The following is a 19,378-nucleotide window of genomic DNA, read 5'->3' on the forward strand; positions in this document are numbered from 1 at the left end:
GCGTGTCGAAATACACCGCACCGGCGTCCTTCACGACGCGCCCGACGCTGACCGGCACGTTCGGCATGGCCGCGTCCACCCACTGGATCGCGACCGCGACGGCTCAGGCCGTGCTCGAGCGCGGCGGCAACGCCTTCGACGCCTCGGTCGCCGCGGCCTTCGTGCTGCACGTCGTCGAACCCCACCTCAACGGACCCGGCGGCGACCTCGTCGCCATCTTCCAGGAGACGGATGCTGCGACCCCGACCGTGCTGATGGGCCAGGGGCCCGCGCCTGCGGGCGCCACGATCGAGCACCACCGGGATCAGGGTCTCGACCTCGCCCCGGGCGCCGGCGGCCTCGCGGCCGCGGTGCCCGGCGCGGTCGACGCGTGGCTCCTCCTGCTGCGCGACCACGGCACGTGGGAGCTCGCCGACGTCCTCGCGTACGCCATCGGCTACGCGCGCGACGGGCACCCGCTCGTGGCCGGCGCCGCCGCCACGATCGCCCGCGTCGCCGAGCTCTTCCGCGACGACTGGGCGACATCGGCCGACCTGTGGCTGCCCGACGGCGAGGTTCCGGTCGCCGGGCGGATCATGCGCAACCCGGCGTACGCGGCCGTGCTCGATTCGCTCGTGCATGCGTCGTGCACCGTGCGCGACGACGGGCCGGTCGGCCGCGCCGCCCGCATCGACGCCGCGCGGCGCGAATGGAAGACGGGGATCGTCGCGCACGAAGCATCCGCGTTCCTGTCGCAGCCGCACCGGCACTCCGGTGGCGGTGCGCACGCGGCGGTCATCACCGCGGATGACTTCGCCGGCTTCGACGCGGGGTATGAACCCGCCGTCACCCGGGAGTTCCGCGGCCGCACGATCGCGAAGGCGGGTGCGTGGACGCAGGGGCCGGCACTGCTGCAGACGCTGGGCCTGCTCGAACCGCTCGCCGACGATCTGCTCGATCCGTCGCAGGAGGCTGGCGCGCACACGATCCTCGAAGCGCAGAAGCTGGCGTACGCCGACCGCGACGCGTGGTTCGGCGACGACGATGTCGACCTCGACGCCTTGCTGTCCGCCGCCTACCTCGATGAGCGGCGGTCGCTGATCACGTCGCAGGCCTCGGCAGAGTTCCGCCCAGGCTCTCTGCCCGGGCGCACGCCGTTCCGCCCGCCGCTGCGCACGACGTACGATGCGCCTGCCGTCGGCACCGGTGAACCCACCGTCGCGAAGACCGGCGAGACGAAGGGCGACACCTGCCACCTCGACGTCATCGACCGGTGGGGAAACATTGTCTCGGCGACACCGTCGGGCGGCTGGCTGCAGTCGTCGCCGACCATCCCCGCTCTCGGTTTCTGCCTCGGCACCCGCCTGCAGATGACGTGGCTGGAGCCGGGGCATCCGTCCTCCCTCGTCCCGGGCAGGCGCCCGCGCACCACGCTCACGCCCACGCTGGTGCTGCGTGACGGCGCGCCCGAGTTCGCGATCGGCTCCCCCGGCGGCGACCAGCAGGACCAGTGGCAGCTGCTGGCGCTGCTGCGCATCATCGTCGGCGGGTATACGCCGCAGCAGGCGATCGATGCCCCCGCGCTGCACACGACGTCGATGCCCGAATCGTTCTGGCCGCGCACCTGGACGCCCGCAGGCGCCGTGGTCGAGAACCGGCTCGGCGACGCGGTGATCGAGGGGCTCGAGCGCCGCGGACACCGCGTCACGCGCGCGGGTGACTGGGCGCTCGGCCGCGTGTCGGCCGTCGGACGCGATGCGGCCACCGGCGTGCTGTGGGGTGCGGCGAACCCGCGCGGGATGCAGGGGTACGCCGCCGGGCGGTGACCGCGCTCACGCCGCCGCCACGCGGACCGATGGCCCCACATACCGCGCCGACGGGCGGATGATCTTCGGGTCGCGCGCCTGTTCGAGGATGTGCGCGGTCCACCCGATCGTGCGGGCGACGGCGAACGTCGGCGTGAACATCGAGCGCGGGATCCCGCACTGCTCCATCACGAGCGCGGCCCAGAACTCGACGTTCGCGTGCAGCTCGCGGCCTGGCTTCGCCTCCGCGAGCAGCCGCTCGGCGCTCTCCTGGAACCGCAGCGCGAGCTCGACGCGCGGCCCGCCCGTGCGCTCGGCGACCCGCTTCATCAGCTCGGCGCGTGGATCGGCGGTGCGGTACACGGCATGGCCGAACCCCATCAGTCGCCGCCCGGAAGCGAGCTCGCCGCGGATCCACGGCTCGATGCGATCCGCGGAGCCGACGGCGTCGAGACCGTCGAGAGCTCGCGACGGCGCCCCGCCGTGCAGGGGTCCTGTCAGAGCGCCGAGGGCACCGACGAGGCAGGCCGCAGCATCCGCCCCCGTCGAGGCGATGACCCGCGCGGTGAAGGTGGAGGCGTTGAAGCCGTGGTCCATGACGGCGATGAGATACGCGGTCAGCGCGCTCTCGGTCGCCTCGTCCGGGACCACGCCGGTGACCTGGCGGAGGTAGTTCGCGACGACGCCGCGGTCCTTCAGCACGGTCAGGCCGCCGTCGCCGCGGTCGCGCCGCCACAGCGCACCGACGAGCGCCGGCGTCGCCGCCGCCAGTGCGATCGCGTCGGCGAGACGCTCGTCCTCGTCGAGATCGTAGAGCGGACGGATGCTGCGCCGCGCGCCGAGCAGCGGCCAGGCGGCCGCGAGCCCGGCCAGCACGTCCGGCGTCGCCGACGACACCGCGTCGACGACGACGTCGAGGTCGGCCTTCCGCACGATGGTGGCTTCGGCGATGCGGGCGGCGAACGCCGGGCGCGAGGCATCCGTCGCGGTCTCACCCGTCACGAGCAGCTGCCAGGCGTCCTCGAAGCTCACCGTCTCGGCCAGCTCGATCGCCGATCGGTCACGGTACTGATAGAACCCTTCCGCTCCGCGGACGTCGCTCACGGCGGTATCGGCGACGATCACGCCGGCGAGGCCCCGCGGCGCGGCGATCTGTGTGGTGCGTGTCGTCGTGGTCATGTCGGCTCCTTGCTCGGGGATCGCGGGACGTCGGCCGCCCCGGGCGGTCGTTCCCGCTACAGTCAGTGTCGGAACTTGATCACGCTTTCGTCAATCTTGATCGGATCAACCTCATGGGAGACCTTCCCCGACTGACCGCGGCAGAGACGGCCGCTCGCCTCGGCGTCAAGCCGGAGTCGCTGTACGCCTACGTGTCACGAGGACTGCTGACGAGGGAGCGCGACGCGGCGGGTTCGTCCTTCGACCCGCTGGAAGTCGAGGCGTTCGCGCGCCGGCGCCGGCGCTCCCCCAGCGCCGTGCCCGGGTCCTCTGCTCCGGGCACCCCGCTCATGGTGCTCGACACGAAGCTCGCCCACATCGACGACGATGAGCTGCACTATCGCGAGCGGTCGGCGGAGCAGCTCGCGCGCGACTCATCGTTCGAGGAGGTCGTGATCTGGCTGTGGGACGTGCCGTCGCTGCGCATCCCGGCTCCCTCCGACCTGGCGGTCGCCCGGCGCACCATCGACGCGCTGGGTGAGGCCGCCGCCCCCCTCGATCGTCTGCTCGTGGCCGTGACGGCCCTCGCCGCCACGGATCCCCTGCGCGACGACCCGGACCCGTCACAGCTCGTGCGGGTCGGTGCTCGGCTCGTGACGGGTCTGCCCGCCGCGCTCGCCGGCACCCTCGAACCCGCCGGCGTCGCAGAGACGCTGTGGCACGCACTCGCCGCGCGGGATCGGCCGGGCGGATCCCGGCTCATTGACGCGGCGCTGGTGCTCGTCATCGACCACGATCTCGCCGTCTCGACGCTCGCGGCGCGCGTGGCCGGCTCGGCGCGCGCGTCGGGGTACGCCGTCGTCACCGCAGCGCTCGGCGCCTTCGACGCGCCGCTGCACGGCACCGCGAGCCGCGCGGCCGCACACCTGCTCCGGGCCGTGCGCGACGGTGAAGCGCCGACGACCGCGATCTCGCGCGCTGTGCGCGACGGTGGTCGAGGCATCCCCGGATTCGGCCAGCCCCTGTATGCCGGCGGCGACATGCGGGCGGCGGTGCTCCTCGACATGCTGCGGCAGGCACCCGACAGCGCGGACGTGCTCGCCGCGGTCGACGCGGTCGCCGCCGAGGTGGGGCGCCGCGCCGGCGCGCTGCCGAATCTCGATCTGGCGCTGGCCGCGCTCACGCTGTGGGCGGACATGTCCGACGACGCCGGGGCAGTGATCTTCGCGATCGGCCGTATCGCAGGCTGGATCTCGCACGCGGTCGACGAGTACGACGAACGGCCGATGCGCCTGCGACCGCGTGGGCGCTACGTCGGTCCCGCCCCGGAATGAGCCCGACGCAGCCACCCCGCGACCGGCGGCGCGAGCTCGGCCGCGATCTCGGCCGCCGGGCGCTTGCGTCCTTTGACCTCGAACGAGTGCCCCCCGCCGTCGATCCAGGCGATTTCGGCGACCCGGCACGACGCGACGGCCTCCTCCAGCTGCGCGTGGGGCTCGATGAAGGGGTCTTTGGTGCCTTCGACGAAGAGCTGGGGCTGCGGCACGTCGGGCAGGTGAGCGGTGCGGGCCTTGTCGGGGCTGCCCGGGGGGTGAAGCGGATAGCCGAGGTACACCAGGCCGGCCGGGTCGATCGCCCCCTCCGCGGCGGCCATCGACGCCATGCGCCCGCCGTACGACTTGCCCATCGCGAACACCGGTGCGCCCGCCGCGCGCTCGACCAGCTCGGCATGGACCGCCGCCCACGTCGCGATCGCGTGCGCCGCGGGTCCCGGCATCCGTCGACCCGCCTCGACGTACGGGAAGTTGAAGCGAAGCGTGGCGACGCCCTGTTGCGCGAGCGCGTCTGAGAAGCCGGCGAGGAACGGATGCCGATACCCCGTGCCTGCGCCGTGTGCCACCGCGGCGAAGGCCCATGCCGACGAGGGCATGACGACGTCGGCCGATACCTCGGCGCTCCCGTTCGGGAGCGCGACGGCGATCCGCGAGGAATCCCCGTCTGCGCTCATGCGCGCTCGCTGTCGTCGGCGCGCGGGGCGTTGGACGCTCCGTCGCCTCCGTCGGTCGCCGACTCGGCGTTCGCGGGGACGGCGTCCTGCTCGGCCGCGGACCCGGCGCCTGCGGGCTGCGCGGGCGCCGCCGGGATGTCGGGCGCGGCAGAGGCTTCATTGTCGGCCGGGACCTCGGCGTCGGTCATGGGTGCGACACGCTCGCCGTACTTGGGCGGCTCAGAGGGCAGCGGCGCCGGACCAGAGCCCACGCCCGACGCCGGGGTGACCGGAACCGCCGGTGCGACCACGGCCTGCGGGCCGAGCACCTGACGCGCGCGGCCGACGCTGTTGTCGGTGACGGTCACCTCGTAGTGGTCCGCCACGACCTGCATCACCGAGGCGTAGTCGCGGCGGCGACGCACGAACGAGTACGCCACGATGCTCAGCAGCATGCCGATCGCGATGCCGACGAAGAGGACGCCGACGAATGCCTGGATCGGCACGGACGGCGAGCCGATCACGAGGATCGCCGAGAAGAGGAGGCCGAGGAGGAGTCCGTTCACCGCGCCGGACCGCGCGGCCGACGCGTAGCCCAGGCGGCCGGTGATGCGCTCGATCGAGCGGAGGCCCTGCCCCACGATCGCGATGTCGCGCGCCGGGATGTCGGCCGCGATGAGGGACGACACCGCCTTCTGCGCCGCCTCGTACGTCGGGAAGCTCGCCACGGTCGGTCCGACCGCGTCGGAACTCTGCGGAGAGCGCCCTCCCATCATGGTCATCTCCCCATCCTCCCACGGCACGCGGACTACGCTGGGACGTGTGAGCACGCAGAGGGTTTTCGTCGCGCGCCTTTCCGGGTGCTCGGTCTTCGACCCCGCCGGCGACCGTCTCGGCAAGGTCCGCGACGTCGTCGTCATCTACCGCAAAGACGATCCGCCCCGCGTGGTCGGTCTCATGGTCGAGATTCCCGGCCGACGCAATGTCTTCGTGTCGATCGGCCGCGTCACCTCCATCGCGACCGGCCAGGTCATCACCACCGGCCTCATCAACGTCCGCCGCTTCCAGCAGCGCGGTGGCGAGGTGCGGGTCATGGCCGAGCTGCTCGGCCGCAAGGTGTTCTTCGCCGACGGCTCCGGCACCGCGGTGATCGAGGACGTCGCCATCGAGCGCAACCGCCTCGGCGAGTGGGACGTCGGCCAGCTGTTCCTGCGAAAGCCGAAGACCAGCGCCTCCCCGTTCGCCAAAGGACCGACGACGTTCGCCAACTGGGACGCCGTGCGGGAGAGCCAGGTGCCCGGCGAGGCGCAGTCCGCCGAGCAGCTGGTGGCGACCTACTCCGAGCTGCGTCCCGCCGACCTCGCGAACACGCTGCTCGACCTCCCCGAGGAGCGACTGCTCGAGGTCGTGGAGGAGCTCCCCGACGACCGCCTCGCCGACGCCCTCGAAGAGATGCCCGAAGAGGAGCAGGTCCACATCCTCGAGGCGCTGGACGACGAGCGCGCCGCCGACATCCTCGACGCCATGGAGCCCGACGATGCCGCCGACGTGCTCGGACAGCTCCCGGAAGACCAGCGCGAGGAGCTCCTCGAGCTCATGGAGCCCGAAGAGGCCGAGGACGTCCGCGCCCTCCTCAAGTACGGCCCCGACACCGCCGGCGGCCTCATGACCAGTGAGCCCATCGTGCTCTCCGCCGACGCGACGATCGCCGAGGCCCTCGCACTCATCCGCCGTCACGAGCTTCACCCCGCACTCGCCGCCGCGGTCTTCGTGACCCTCCCTCCGTACGAGACGCCCACCGGCCGTCTTCTCGGAACCGTGCACTTCCAGCGGATGCTGAGGTATCCGCCGCACGAACGCCTGGGTGCGATCATCGACGACACGCTCGACCCGGTGCCGGCGACCGCCTCGGCCGCCGAGGTTGCGCGACTGCTCGCCTCGTACAACCTCGTCTCGCTCCCCGTCGTCGATCCCGCCCATCGACTGGTCGGCGCGGTCAGCGTCGACGACGTGCTCGACTATCTCCTCCCCGAGGACTGGAGATCGCACGATGCCGAGGAGGATGAACGCCCGGCACCCGTCCCGACCACGACAGCCAGTACGTCCACCCTGGGCAAGCCGTCCGGCGCAGGCCGGAGGCGCTGATGGCACGCAACACCCGCCAGCCGTCACTCGACGCGCCCCGTGGCCGCTCGGGCATGCTGCAGCGCTCCCCGCAGCCCTCCAGCGACCGTTTCGGCCGGTTCTCCGAGGCGTTCGCCCGTGCGATGGGCACGTCGGGCTTCCTGATCGGGATGACGATCTTCGTCGCCGTATGGCTGACGTGGAACATCTTCATGCCGCCGCAGCTCCAGTTCGACCCGGCGGCGACCAACTTCACACTGCTGACTCTGATCCTGTCGCTGCAGGCGTCGTATGCCGCGCCCCTCATCCTGCTGGCACAGAACCGGCAGGACGACCGTGACCGCGTGCAGATCGAGCAGGACCGGCAGCGCGCGGAGCGCAACCTCGCCGACACCGAGTTCCTCGCCCGAGAGGTCGTCGCCCTGCGGATGGCCGTCAACGACTTCGCCGACCAGGTGCTGACGCGCGACGTCCTGCGCACCGAGTTGCGCGCGATGCTCGAGAAGCTCGAGAGCACGCCCGAGGTCGAAGACGGCGCTGCACGATGAGCCCGGTCTCCGCCGACGCCGTCCGCGCCGCCGTCGGTGCCGTCTCCGACCCTGAGCTGCGGCGCCCGATCGGCGAGCTCGACATGGTCCGCGAGGTCTCCGTGGACGGCGACATCGCGCACGTCGCGATCGCCCTGACCATCGTGGGGTGCCCCGCGGCGGACCGGATCGCGTCCGACGTGCGCGCGGCCGCAGCATCCGTTCCGGGGATCACGGATGTCGCGCTCGAGGTGGGCGTCATGACTCCTGCCGAGCGGCACGCACTCACGGAGCGGCTGCGCGGCGGGCGGCCCCGCGAGATGCCCTTCGGTCCCGGCACGCTCACGCGTGTCATCGCCGTCACGAGCGGCAAAGGCGGCGTCGGCAAGTCGACGGTGACCGCGAACCTCGCCGCGGCGCTCGCCGCACGCGGGCTCGCCATCGGGCTCATCGACGCCGACGTGCACGGGTTCTCGATCCCCGGCCAGCTGGGGCTCGTCGCGGCCGACGGCACCGTGCCCCAGCCGACGCGCGTCGACGATCTCATGCTCCCGCCGGTCGCGCACGGCGTGAAAGTGATCTCGATCGGCATGTTCCTGCGCCGTGCCGAGGGCGACGCGCCGGTCGGCGCCGTGGCGTGGCGCGGGCCGATGCTGCACCGCACGGTGCAGCAGTTCCTCACGGACGTGTACTTCGGCGACCTCGACGTGCTCCTGCTCGACATGCCGCCCGGCACCGGCGACGTCGCGATCTCGGTCGGGCAGCTGCTGCCCAACGCCGAAGTGCTCGTCGTGACGACTCCGCAGGCCGCGGCCGCCGACGTCGCGGTACGCAGCGGCGTCGTCGCGCGTCAGACCGGGCAGCGCGTCATCGGCGTGGTCGAGAACATGGCCGCCATGACCCTTCCCGACGGCACGACCATCGACGTGTTCGGCGCCGGCGGCGGCGCCGCGGTCGCCGAGTCGCTGTCACAGCCCGACGCCGAGGTCCCCCTGCTGGCTTCGGTGCCGCTCAGCCCGACGTTGCGGACCGACGCGGATGCCGGCACGCCGGCGGTCATCGCACACCCCGACGATCTCGCGGCCCGCGCCATCGCCGACCTCGCCGAGACGCTGGCACAGACTCCGCGCGGGCTGTCGGGGCGTTCGCTCCCGTTCCGCCCGCGCTGACCCCGGCGGGGTCAGGTCGCTTCGCTGTCGTAAGGCGTCGGGCCGTCGATCGGGACCCGGTACGGCGTCCGCACCGGCGTTGTCGGGGGCACGGGGGCGGACGGCGCCTGGGTCGCGGCGATGCTCGCGACCGGAGCGTCGTCGAGCAGAGCCTCACGGATGATGCGCCGCGGGTCGTACTGACGCGGGTCGAGCGTGCGCCAGTCGACGTCGTCGAAATCCTCGCCCATCTCGTCCCGCACGCGCGTCCGTGCGGTCGTCACCCATGCCCTTGCCCGCTTGGTCAGCCCCGCAAGGGCCTCCGCGTAGCGGGGCAGCCGCTCGGGTCCGAGGATGAGTGCCGCGACGAGTCCGATCAGCAGGAGCTTCTCGATCGTGAGGCCGAAGATCATGCCTTCAGATTACCGCCGTGCCTGTGCGGCCAGCGCCGCGCGGCCGCGTAGGCTGGCGGGCGGAGGATTCCGATGGGAGAGCAGAACGCGAACCAGCGGTTCGTCGACGAGGCGACGAGCGAGCCGGAGCACATCGCGCGTGCCCGCGCGCATGCGCTCGAGCTCGGCGCCGCGCCGATCAGCCCGGCGATCGGCGCCCAGTGCGCGGTCATCGCCGCGGTGTCGCAGGCGCTCAACATCGTCGAGATCGGCACCGGGGCGGGGGTCTCGGGACTGTGGCTGCTGCACGGCTCCCCCCGCGCGACCCTCACCACCATCGACAAGGAGCCCGAGCACCTCGGCGCCGCCCGTCAGGCCTTCGCCGAGGCCCGGATCCCTCCGGCCCGTGCCCGCTTCATCACGGGCCGCGCCTCCGAGGTGCTGCCGCGCATGAACGAGGCGTCCTATGACATCGTGCTCGTCGACGCCGACCCCGAGGGCGTCATCGAGTACGTCGAGCACGGCCTCCGCCTCGTGCGCGCCGGCGGGACGGTGCTCGTCCCCCGCGTGCTCTCCGGTGGCGCGGTCGCCGATCCGGTGCGCCGCGACCCGGTCACGACGGCTTACCGCTCGCTCATCCAGGAGACGCAGGCCTCCCCCGCGGTGATCGGCGCTCTGTCGATCACGGGCGAGGGTCTGCTGCAGCTCACCACCGTCGCCACGTCCTGAGTCTTGAACGCGAACGGCCGGTCCGCTCGGACCGGCCGTTCGCGCAACGAGCGACTACGCGGCGTTGACGACGCCCCCCAGGACGTCGTAGAGCTCCTTGGCCTCAGCGTCGTTCACCGAGACGACGAGGCGACCGCCTCCCTCGAGCGGCACGCGCACGATGATCAGTCGACCCTCCTTCACGGCCTCCATCGGCCCGTCTCCGGTTCTCGGCTTCATGGCTGCCATTGCGGCTCCTTTTCATCGATGGTCTGCACGTCGAGTTTATCGTGAGGGCCGACGCCCCGGGCACGCCTGGGGAAAGCGGCATCCGTCATCCGGCGTCACGGGACCTGCCAGTTCGTGCTGCCGAGCGCATACATGTTGTAGATCCACCACCACTGACCGAGGAGGCACGCGACGAGCACGCCGACACGCCACGCCCGCGAGCGCGGAACCGCGAACGCGCCCCACAGCGGTGACAACGGCACCAGCAGCCGGAAGATGCTCGACTGCGGGAAGAACACCAGCAGGAGGTAGACGAGGTAGCTGGCACTCCACAGGCGGATCTCGATGCCGAGCCGTCGCACCTGCGGCAGCGCGATCAGCGCGACCGCGACGAGGAGCAGTCCCCCGGCCACGAGGGCGTACCCGAGCACGAGCGGGAGGTGCCACATGGTCTCGAACCAGTACGAGATTCCCGCGAGGAAGGGCTCGAAGGGCGTGAACGTCGCGTCACCGAGGATCCAGTTGCGCCGCCAGGCCATCTCCGTGACGAGATATGCATCCGGGTTCCCCGTCACCCATCCGGCGATGAACTGCCACGCGAACCCCGCGACCGCAGCGAGCAGGCCCGCGGCGATGATGTGCGCGATCTCCGGTGCCCGCAGCGGTTCGCGCGCGCGGGTGAACCAGCGCCAGATGCCGAAGAGTGCGAGGAAAAGCGCGAACGCCAGCACGCCGGGACGCGTGAACGCCATCAGGGGGATCAGGGCGTACAGCCACACATACCGCCGGCGTGCGACGGCCAGCAGGGCGCAGAACAGCCAGAACAGGTTGAGCGCCTCTGCGTATCCGACGTGGAAGAGCGCCGCGAGGGGCCCGCTGGCGAAGAACGCCACCGCCCAGAGCGTCGCGGATTCGTCCAGCCGCATCCGCAGCAGATAGTAGAGGGCGACGGATGCCCCGTACCCGGCGACGAGCGAGACGATGAGGGCACCGATCTGCCAGAGGCCGAAAGGCGTCGACACCGCCTGCGCGAGCCACGGGTAGAGCGGGAGGAACGCCCACGCGTTCTCCGCGACCTGCCCGGAGTCGGTGAGGGGCAGCCTGCTCGGGTAGCCCGATGCGGCGACCGTCCAGTACCACATGCCGTCCCACGCGACGACGGTGTCGCCGAGGCGGGCATCCGCGCCCATCCGCGACGTGAAGCCCGAGAGCTCGGTCGCGGCGAAGAGGAACAGCGTGGTGACGATCCGGGCGGCGACGTAGATCGCCGCCACGCGCAAGGCGGTCCGCGCGGCCGACGGGCGCGTCACCGGCGGCAGGATCAGCTGCTCGCCAGCCACGCGCGCAGACCCCGCTCGACCGCTTCGATCTGGGAGATCGGCACCCGCTCCTCGTCGTGGTGGGCCAGGTGCGGGTCGCCGGGGCCGTAGTTCACCGCGGGCACGCCCAGCGCGCTGAAGCGTGCGACGTCGGTCCAGCCGTACTTCGGCCGGGGCTCGGCGCCGACGGCCGCCAGGAACTCCTGAGCGAGCGGCGCGTCCAGCCCGGGTCGCGCGCCGGCTGCGGCGTCGACGACATCCACCTCGAAGCCGGCGAACACGTCGCGGACGTGACTCTCGGCCTCGGCGACATCGCGGCTCGGGGCGAAGCGATAGTTGACTTCCACCTCGCACAGATCGGGGATCACGTTGCCGGCCACGCCACCGTTGATGCGCACGGCATTGAGGCCCTCACGGTAGACGAGGCCCTCGACCGCGACGTCGCGCGGGACATAGGCGTGGAGTCGTTCGAGGATGGGAGCAGCCTTGTGGATCGCGTTCTCGCCGATCCACGCTCGGGCGCTGTGCGCTCGCACGCCGTTCGTGCGGACGATCGCACGCAGGTTGCCGTTGCAGCCGCCTTCGACCTCGCCGTTGGACGGCTCCCCGAGGATCGCGAAGTCGCCGGCGAACAGGTCCGGCCGGGTGCGCGCGAGGCGGGTGAGACCGTTGAGGTCCGCGTCGACCTCCTCGTGGTCGTACCACATCCAGGTGATGTCGACCCGGGGAGCTGCGAGTTCGGCGGCGAGCTTCAGCTGCACCGCGACGCCCGCCTTCATGTCGACGGTGCCACGGCCCCAGATGTAGGGCGCCCCCTCGAGCTCGATGTCCTTCGTCGGCACGTTGCCGTTGATGGGAACCGTGTCGATGTGGCCGGCGATGACGACACGCTGCGCCCGACCCAGGTGGGTGCGGGCGACGATCGTGTCGCCGTCGCGGTACACGTCGAGGTGGTCACGGGCGGAGATCTCGTCGAAGATGGCGTCGGCGAGGGCCTTCTCTTCGCCGGAGACGCTCGGAATGTCGCAGATGATGCGAGTGAGTTCGTCAGAGGGAAGAGTCAGGTCGAGCGCCGGCATCCCTCGAGTCTACCGAGCGGGGTATGGGGTGGTTAACGCGAAATGGCCACCCGTCTGTGGGTGGCCATTTCGTGAATGGGTGTCCGGCGGTGTCCTACTCTCCCACAGGGTCCCCCCTGCAGTACCATCGGCGCTGAGAGGCTTAGCTTCCGGGTTCGGAATGGGACCGGGCGTTTCCCTCTCGCTATGGCCGCCGAAACTCTGTCGATGTTTCAGGTGTTCACAACGTGAAAAGTTCTGTGTTCAGTTGCGGTATCCCGACCGTACATCGGGAACCACTCAGTGGACGCGAGCAACCAACCCACCCGGGGGTGGGGGAATGTTATCAAGTCATCGGCTTATTAGTACCAGTCAGCTGCACACGTTGCCGTGCTTCCACATCTGGCCTATCAACCCAGTAGTCTGGCTGGGAGCCTCTCACCCCGAAGGGTATGGAAGTCTCATCTTGAGGCCGGCTTCCCGCTTAGATGCTTTCAGCGGTTATCCATCCCGAACGTAGCTAACCAGCGGTGCACTTGGCAGTACAACTGGCACACCAGAGGTTCGTCCAACCCGGTCCTCTCGTACTAGGGTCAGATCCTCTCAAACTTCCTACGCGCGCAGCGGATAGGGACCGAACTGTCTCACGACGTTCTAAACCCAGCTCGCGTACCGCTTTAATGGGCGAACAGCCCAACCCTTGGGACCTACTCCAGCCCCAGGATGCGACGAGCCGACATCGAGGTGCCAAACCATGCCGTCGATATGGACTCTTGGGCAAGATCAGCCTGTTATCCCCGAGGTACCTTTTATCCGTTGAGCGACAGCGCTTCCACAAGCCACTGCCGGATCACTAGTCCCGACTTTCGTCCCTGCTCGACCTGTCAGTCTCACAGTCAAGCTCCCTTGTGCACTTACACTCGCCACCTGATTGCCAACCAGGTTGAGGGAACCTTTGGGCGCCTCCGTTACTTTTTGGGAGGCAACCGCCCCAGTTAAACTACCCACCAGGCACTGTCCCTGAACCGGATTACGGTTCGAAGTTAGACATCCAGAGTGACCAGAGTGGTATTTCAACAACGACTCCACCATAACTGGCGTCATGGTTTCACAGTCTCCCACCTATCCTACACAAGCCACACCGAACACCAATACCAAGCTGTAGTAAAGGTCACGGGGTCTTTCCGTCCTGCTGCGCGTAACGAGCATCTTTACTCGTATTGCAATTTCGCCGAGTTCGCGGTTGAGACAGTTGGGAAGTCGTTACGCCATTCGTGCAGGTCGGAACTTACCCGACAAGGAATTTCGCTACCTTAGGATGGTTATAGTTACCACCGCCGTTTACTGGGGCTTAAATTCTGAGCTTCGCCTTGCGGCTAACCCGTCCTCTTAACCTTCCAGCACCGGGCAGGCGTCAGTCCTATACATCGTCTTGCGACTTGGCACGGACCTGTGTTTTTAGTAAACAGTCGCTACCCACTAGTCTCTGCGGCCACCACACCCTTTTCCACGCAAGGTGGTATAAGTGGATGGCCCCCCTTCTCCCGAAGTTACGGGGGCATTTTGCCGAGTTCCTTAACCACGATTCTCTCGATCTCCTCGGTATTCTCTACCTGACCACCTGAGTCGGTTTGGGGTACGGGCGGCTAGAACCTCGCGTCGATGCTTTTCTCGGCAGCATAGGATCACCCACTTTTCATCCGCATCGTGTCTCAGCCTGTATGAGTCACGGATTTGCCTATGACTCGGCCTACGCACTTGCCCCGGGACAACCATCGCCCGGGATGGGCTACCTTCCTGCGTCACACCTGTTAATACGCTAACCGCACCAGCATGGGGTCGTACGCTAGGCCCCACGCCATCACCCGAAGGATCCGGTCATGGGGATTCAGATACTTAGCACTACTGGATTGATTGGGGCGGTTCTTCGCCGGTACGGGAATATCAACCCGTTGTCCATCGACTACGCCTGTCGGCCTCGCCTTAGGTCCCGACTTACCCAGGGAAGATTAGCTTGACCCTGGAACCCTTGGTCTTTCGGAGGACGTGTTTCTCACACGTCTTTCGCTACTCATGCCTGCATTCTCACTCGTGTAGCGTCCACGGCTGGGTCACCCCGCCGCTTCACTCGCCACACGACGCTCTCCTACCCATCAACACGGCTGGACCACGAAGGCCTACCAATAATGTCAATGCCACAACTTCGGTGGCGTGCTTGAGCCCCGTTACATTGTCGGCGCGGAATCACTTGACCAGTGAGCTATTACGCACTCTTTCAAGGGTGGCTGCTTCTAAGCCAACCTCCTGGTTGTCTAAGCAACTCCACATCCTTTCCCACTTAGCACGCGCTTAGGGACCTTAGATGGTGGTCTGGGTTGTTTCCCTCTCGACTATGAAGCTTATCCCCCACAGTCTCACTGCTGCGCTCTCACTTACCGGCATTCGGAGTTTGGCTGACGTCAGTAACCTTGTAGGGCCCATCGGCCATCCAGTAGCTCTACCTCCGGCAAGAAACACGCAACGCTGCACCTAAATGCATTTCGGAGAGAACCAGCTATCACGAAGTTTGATTGGCCTTTCACCCCTATCCACAGCTCATCCCCTCAGTTTTCAACCTAAGTGGGTTCGGCCCTCCACGACGTCTTACCGTCGCTTCAGCCTGGCCATGGATAGATCACTTCGCTTCGGGTCTAGGACATGCGACTAAAATCGCCCTATTCAGACTCGCTTTCGCTACGGCTACCCCACCCGGGTTAACCTCGCCACATATCGCTAACTCGCAGGCTCATTCTTCAAAAGGCACGCTGTCACACCTACCAGGGGTGCTCCAACGGTTTGTAAGCAAACGGTTTCAGGTACTATTTCACTCCCCTCCCGGGGTACTTTTCACCTTTCCCTCACGGTACTTGTCCGCTATCGGTCATCTGGGAGTATTTAGGCTTATCAGGTGGTCCTGACAGATTCACACGGGATTTCTCGGGCCCCGTGCTACTTGGGATACTCTCCACGCTGCGTCCGACATTTCGATTACGGGGCTGGCACCCACTCTGGCCGGCCTTTCAAGACCGTTCATCTATATCGACGCATCACGTCCACCACTCGGCAGAATGGTATGGAAAGTCCCGCAACCCCGAATGCGCAACTCCTGCCGGATATCACACGCACTCGGTTTAGCCTCATCCGATTTCGCTCGCCACTACTCACGGAATCACGGTTGTTTTCTCTTCCTGTGGGTACTGAGATGTTTCACTTCCCCACGTTCCCTCTACCCGCCCTATATATTCAGGCGGGAGTCACTGGGTCAGCACGCCGCCCAGCGGGGTTTCCCCATTCGGACACCCTCGGATCAAAACTTGCTTATCAGTTCCCCGAGGCTTATCGCAGATTGCTACGTCCTTCTTCGGCTCCAGATGCCAAGGCATCCACCGTTTGCTCTTAAAGACTTGAAAACATGAGAATCAAAACTCAGCCACACACCCCAAAAGGATGTGCGACAGAAATTGACTAATGATCTTTAAGATCATCAACACAAAACAACCCCAAAGGGTCATCTTGCAAAGATGCTCGCGTCCACTGTGTAGTTCTCAAAGTACGGGCGGCACTTCCCCCACCCACCAACAAAAGCCGGCAGCAGAAAAAGCCCAGAGAGTCAGTCACCCGCACCCACCCCCAAAAGAGGCGACATGCGGCGTCCGGTCCCTCAGGACCCAACAGCGTGCAGGCACCCCGCTCCCCAACCCCCACCCTCCAACCGGCTCCGAAGAACCGGCGTACTAATGAGAATCAGCCGCGCTGATGCCATGTCAAATGTTCCACCCACGAGCCCCCGCAGAGACATTCGCTCTGCTGAGGTTCCTACAGCCCCGAAAGACTGAGGTGCTCCTTAGAAAGGAGGTGATCCAGCCGCACCTTCCGGTACGGCTACCTTGTTACGACTTAGTCCTAATTACCGATCCCACCTTCGACGGCTCCCTCCACAAGGGTTGGGCCACCGGCTTCAGGTGTTACCGACTTTCATGACTTGACGGGCGGTGTGTACAAGACCCGGGAACGTATTCACCGCAGCGTTGCTGATCTGCGATTACTAGCGACTCCGACTTCATGAGGTCGAGTTGCAGACCTCAATCCGAACTGGGACCGGCTTTTTGGGATTCGCTCCACCTCACGGTATTGCAGCCCTTTGTACCGGCCATTGTAGCATGCGTGAAGCCCAAGACATAAGGGGCATGATGATTTGACGTCATCCCCACCTTCCTCCGAGTTGACCCCGGCAGTATCCCATGAGTTCCCACCATTACGTGCTGGCAACATAGAACGAGGGTTGCGCTCGTTGCGGGACTTAACCCAACATCTCACGACACGAGCTGACGACAACCATGCACCACCTGTTCACGAGTGTCCAAAGAGTCCCCCATTTCTGGGATGTTCTCGTGTATGTCAAGCCTTGGTAAGGTTCTTCGCGTTGCATCGAATTAATCCGCATGCTCCGCCGCTTGTGCGGGTCCCCGTCAATTCCTTTGAGTTTTAGCCTTGCGGCCGTACTCCCCAGGCGGGGAACTTAATGCGTTAGCTGCGTCACGGAATCCGTGGAAAGGACCCCACAACTAGTTCCCAACGTTTACGGGGTGGACTACCAGGGTATCTAAGCCTGTTTGCTCCCCACCCTTTCGCTCCTCAGCGTCAGTTACGGCCCAGAGATCTGCCTTCGCCATCGGTGTTCCTCCTGATATCTGCGCATTCCACCGCTACACCAGGAATTCCAATCTCCCCTACCGCACTCTAGTCTGCCCGTACCCACTGCAGGCCCGAGGTTGAGCCTCGGGATTTCACAGCAGACGCGACAAACCGCCTACGAGCTCTTTACGCCCAATAATTCCGGATAACGCTTGCGCCCTACGTATTACCGCGGCTGCTGGCACGTAGTTAGCCGGCGCTTTTTCTGCAAGTACCGTCACAAAAGCTTCTTCCTTGCTAAAAGAGGTTTACAACCCGAAGGCCGTCATCCCTCACGCGGCGTTGCTGCATCAGGCTTCCGCCCATTGTGCAATATTCCCCACTGCTGCCTCCCGTAGGAGTCTGGGCCGTGTCTCAGTCCCAGTGTGGCCGGTCACCCTCTCAGGCCGGCTACCCGTCGACGCCTTGGTGAGCCATTACCTCACCAACAAGCTGATAGGCCGCGAGCCCATCCCAGACCAAAAAATCTTTCCAACCCCCACCATGCGATGAGAGCTCATATCCAGTATTAGACGCCGTTTCCAGCGCTTATCCCAGAGTCCAGGGCAGGTTGCTCACGTGTTACTCACCCGTTCGCCACTGATCCACCAAGCAAGCTTGGCTTCACCGTTCGACTTGCATGTGTTAAGCACGCCGCCAGCGTTCATCCTGAGCCAGGATCAAACTCTCCATAAAAAAATGATGCCACCACCCACCGGGAAAACGATGAGACAGCAGCGAGTTCAACCATGACCAAAAACGAATATCAAACTGACATCCATGAATTGATCCAAAAAAGACCCCCACCAACCAAAAAATGGTCGACAGAGAAAAAAATTGGCATTTGACAAGTGCACGCTGTTGAGTTCTCAAAGATCGGACGCACCAACCCGCAACGAATCCCACGACCCGCGCCCCGGCTGGGCAACTTCACAATCCTACCTCGCCGAAGCCACCCGGTCAAACCGACCAGACCCCTCCGAACAAGGCCCCCACCACCCCCGCAAGCGGAGCGACCCGACAAGCAGACCAAGAGTGATGGAGATCGTCCGCTACTTGAGGGGAGCCAGACCTTCCGGCCATCTGCTCTACCCTTTGGGGCGAACAACAACAACTCTACGCCCAACCCACCCCACCGTCGAATCCACGCCACCCCCCGGGCGTGTCGCCCGCTCAAAACCGCGGAAACACGCGGTTCCTCGGCCGTGCCCTCGCGCTAGCGTGGAAGACATGACCGAAGAACGATGGGTGTGGGGCGTCGGCCTCGCCACGACCGCCGAAGACGGAACCGTGCTCGACACGTGGTTCCCCTCCCCCGCTGCCGGACGCATCCCGCTGGGGTACGACCCTCAGATGCCGCCGGACGAACTCGACCGCCTCGCGGTCGCCGACGCACGCCGGGCCGTCACCGTGGACGTTGTGGCGATCGAGGCCGACCTCGATGCCGCTCCGACCTCGACGCCGGACGCCTACCTGCGCCTGCATGCGCTGTCGCACCTGCTCGTGCGCCCCAACGAGGTGAACCTCGACGGGATCTTCGCGCATCTCCCGAACGTGGCCTGGACCAACGCGGGGCCTATTCATCCTGACGCGCTCACGCGCCTGCGCCCTTTCCTCGCACGCGAGGGCATCCAGGTGCAGGGGCTCGACAAGTTCCCGCGCCTGCTCGACTACGTCACCCCTGCCGGCGTCCGCATCGCCGACGCGTCCCGCGTGCGGCTGGGGGCGTACCTGTCACCCGGTACCACCGTCATGCACGAAGGCTTCGTGAACTTCAACGCCGGCACCCTCGGCCAGAGCATGGTCGAAGGTCGCATCTCGCAGGGCGTGGTCGTAGGCGACGGCAGCGACATCGGCGGCGGCGCCTCGATCATGGGCACGCTCTCGGGCGGCGGCACCCACAAGGTGTCGGTCGGCGCGCGGACCCTGCTCGGCGCGAACGCCGGCATCGGCATCTCGCTCGGCGACGACTGCATCGTCGAGGCCGGGCTCTACGTCACCGCCGGCACCAAGATCGTCCTCGCGGACGAGCCCCGTCGAGCCGACGGCGCGCTTCCCACCGCGAAGGGCGCCGACCTGTCCGGCAGCGCCGGACTGCTCTTCCGCCGGAACTCGCTCACCGGAGCGGTCGAGGCCGTGCGCCGCGCGGGCGTGGGCGTCACGCTCAACGAGGCTCTCCACGCCTGAGCCCTGCTCACCGAGGCCGCTCCGTCACCGACGCCGGGGCGGTCT

The 19,378-nt window shown here is 66.9% G+C and carries 14 protein-coding genes and 3 rRNA genes; 7 read left to right on the plus strand and 10 right to left on the minus strand.

The features are described 5' to 3' along the window. The first annotated feature begins 65 nt into the window (after nucleotides 1–65). A complete protein-coding gene (locus tag ACEYYH_RS12750) occupies nucleotides 66–1,805 on the plus strand; it encodes a gamma-glutamyltransferase family protein (protein WP_374978218.1) in 1,740 nt (579 codons plus the stop codon). Between the two features lie 6 nt (nucleotides 1,806–1,811). Here the strand turns inward: ACEYYH_RS12750 and ACEYYH_RS12755 are convergent, their stop codons facing one another. Then, on the minus strand, nucleotides 1,812–2,963 hold the full coding sequence (locus ACEYYH_RS12755) for a citrate/2-methylcitrate synthase (RefSeq protein ID WP_374974753.1): 1,152 nt from the start codon (nucleotides 2,961–2,963) through the stop codon (nucleotides 1,812–1,814). A gap of 113 nt (nucleotides 2,964–3,076) precedes the next feature. Between ACEYYH_RS12755 and ACEYYH_RS12760 the strand changes: the two genes are divergently transcribed. Beyond that, nucleotides 3,077–4,276, plus strand: a complete 1,200-nt coding sequence (locus ACEYYH_RS12760) for a citrate/2-methylcitrate synthase (RefSeq protein WP_374974754.1) — start codon at nucleotides 3,077–3,079, stop codon at nucleotides 4,274–4,276. Here ACEYYH_RS12760 and ACEYYH_RS12765 read toward each other — a convergent pair. Continuing rightward, nucleotides 4,252–4,950: an alpha/beta family hydrolase gene (locus tag ACEYYH_RS12765; protein WP_374974755.1), complete on the minus strand. Its 699-nt coding sequence runs from the start codon at nucleotides 4,948–4,950 to the stop codon at nucleotides 4,252–4,254. The genes ACEYYH_RS12760 and ACEYYH_RS12765 overlap by 25 nt on opposite strands. Then, nucleotides 4,947–5,711, minus strand: a complete 765-nt coding sequence (locus ACEYYH_RS12770; RefSeq protein WP_374974756.1) for a general stress protein — start codon at nucleotides 5,709–5,711, stop codon at nucleotides 4,947–4,949. The genes ACEYYH_RS12765 and ACEYYH_RS12770 overlap by 4 nt, the downstream gene beginning before the upstream one ends. A gap of 40 nt (nucleotides 5,712–5,751) precedes the next feature. Between ACEYYH_RS12770 and ACEYYH_RS12775 the strand changes: the two genes are divergently transcribed. Genes ACEYYH_RS12775 through ACEYYH_RS12785 form a run of 3 tightly spaced genes read left to right on the plus strand, consistent with a single transcriptional unit; the run spans nucleotide 5,752 to nucleotide 8,749 of the window. Continuing rightward, nucleotides 5,752–7,074 (plus strand): magnesium transporter MgtE N-terminal domain-containing protein, encoded by a 1,323-nt coding sequence (locus ACEYYH_RS12775; RefSeq protein ID WP_374974757.1) that lies wholly within the window; start codon nucleotides 5,752–5,754, stop codon nucleotides 7,072–7,074. Then, complete coding sequence (locus tag ACEYYH_RS12780; protein WP_374974758.1) at nucleotides 7,074–7,601, plus strand: DUF1003 domain-containing protein; 528 nt, start codon at nucleotides 7,074–7,076, stop codon at nucleotides 7,599–7,601. Before ACEYYH_RS12775 ends, ACEYYH_RS12780 begins: the two co-directional genes overlap by 1 nt. After that, the gene (locus ACEYYH_RS12785) at nucleotides 7,598–8,749 is read left to right on the plus strand and encodes a P-loop NTPase (protein WP_374974759.1); all 1,152 of its coding nucleotides are present in this window, start codon (nucleotides 7,598–7,600) and stop codon (nucleotides 8,747–8,749) included. The genes ACEYYH_RS12780 and ACEYYH_RS12785 overlap by 4 nt, the downstream gene beginning before the upstream one ends. A gap of 11 nt (nucleotides 8,750–8,760) precedes the next feature. Here the strand turns inward: ACEYYH_RS12785 and ACEYYH_RS12790 are convergent, their stop codons facing one another. Continuing rightward, the gene (locus ACEYYH_RS12790) at nucleotides 8,761–9,141 is read right to left on the minus strand and encodes a Sec-independent protein translocase TatB (protein ID WP_116192953.1); all 381 of its coding nucleotides are present in this window, start codon (nucleotides 9,139–9,141) and stop codon (nucleotides 8,761–8,763) included. Between the two features lie 72 nt (nucleotides 9,142–9,213). Between ACEYYH_RS12790 and ACEYYH_RS12795 the strand changes: the two genes are divergently transcribed. Then, a complete protein-coding gene (locus ACEYYH_RS12795; RefSeq protein ID WP_116192952.1) occupies nucleotides 9,214–9,849 on the plus strand; it encodes a class I SAM-dependent methyltransferase in 636 nt (211 codons plus the stop codon). Nucleotides 9,850–9,903: 54 nt separating this feature from the next. On the opposite strand, the gene ACEYYH_RS12800 is transcribed toward ACEYYH_RS12795, so the two are convergent. From ACEYYH_RS12800 to ACEYYH_RS12825, 6 genes are all read right to left on the minus strand, one after another. After that, the gene (locus tag ACEYYH_RS12800; RefSeq protein ID WP_019179788.1) at nucleotides 9,904–10,077 is read right to left on the minus strand and encodes a DUF3117 domain-containing protein; all 174 of its coding nucleotides are present in this window, start codon (nucleotides 10,075–10,077) and stop codon (nucleotides 9,904–9,906) included. A gap of 95 nt (nucleotides 10,078–10,172) precedes the next feature. Further along, a complete protein-coding gene (locus ACEYYH_RS12805; protein WP_374974760.1) occupies nucleotides 10,173–11,396 on the minus strand; it encodes a hypothetical protein in 1,224 nt (407 codons plus the stop codon). Beyond that, nucleotides 11,378–12,454 carry a succinyl-diaminopimelate desuccinylase gene (gene dapE, locus ACEYYH_RS12810; RefSeq protein ID WP_374974761.1) on the minus strand — a complete coding sequence of 359 codons (1,077 nt, stop codon included), beginning with the start codon at nucleotides 12,452–12,454 and terminating at the stop codon, nucleotides 11,378–11,380. The genes ACEYYH_RS12805 and dapE overlap by 19 nt, the downstream gene beginning before the upstream one ends. An 81-nt stretch (nucleotides 12,455–12,535) precedes the next feature. Next, nucleotides 12,536–12,652, minus strand: a 5S ribosomal RNA gene (rrf, locus tag ACEYYH_RS12815). 123 nt (nucleotides 12,653–12,775) lie between these two features. Next, nucleotides 12,776–15,882, minus strand: a 23S ribosomal RNA gene (locus ACEYYH_RS12820). Nucleotides 15,883–16,320: 438 nt separating this feature from the next. Beyond that, nucleotides 16,321–17,842 (minus strand): 16S ribosomal RNA (locus ACEYYH_RS12825). The 16S, 23S and 5S rRNA genes sit together here, the layout of an rRNA operon. A gap of 534 nt (nucleotides 17,843–18,376) precedes the next feature. Here ACEYYH_RS12825 and dapD point away from each other — a divergent pair. Beyond that, on the plus strand, nucleotides 18,377–19,333 hold the full coding sequence (gene dapD, locus ACEYYH_RS12830) for a 2,3,4,5-tetrahydropyridine-2,6-dicarboxylate N-succinyltransferase (protein WP_374974762.1): 957 nt from the start codon (nucleotides 18,377–18,379) through the stop codon (nucleotides 19,331–19,333). Nucleotides 19,334–19,378: the final 45 nt, after the last annotated feature.

It is taken from the genome of Microbacterium trichothecenolyticum (assembly GCF_041938625.1).
In the GTDB taxonomy this organism is placed as follows: domain Bacteria; phylum Actinomycetota; class Actinomycetes; order Actinomycetales; family Microbacteriaceae; genus Microbacterium; species Microbacterium trichothecenolyticum_D.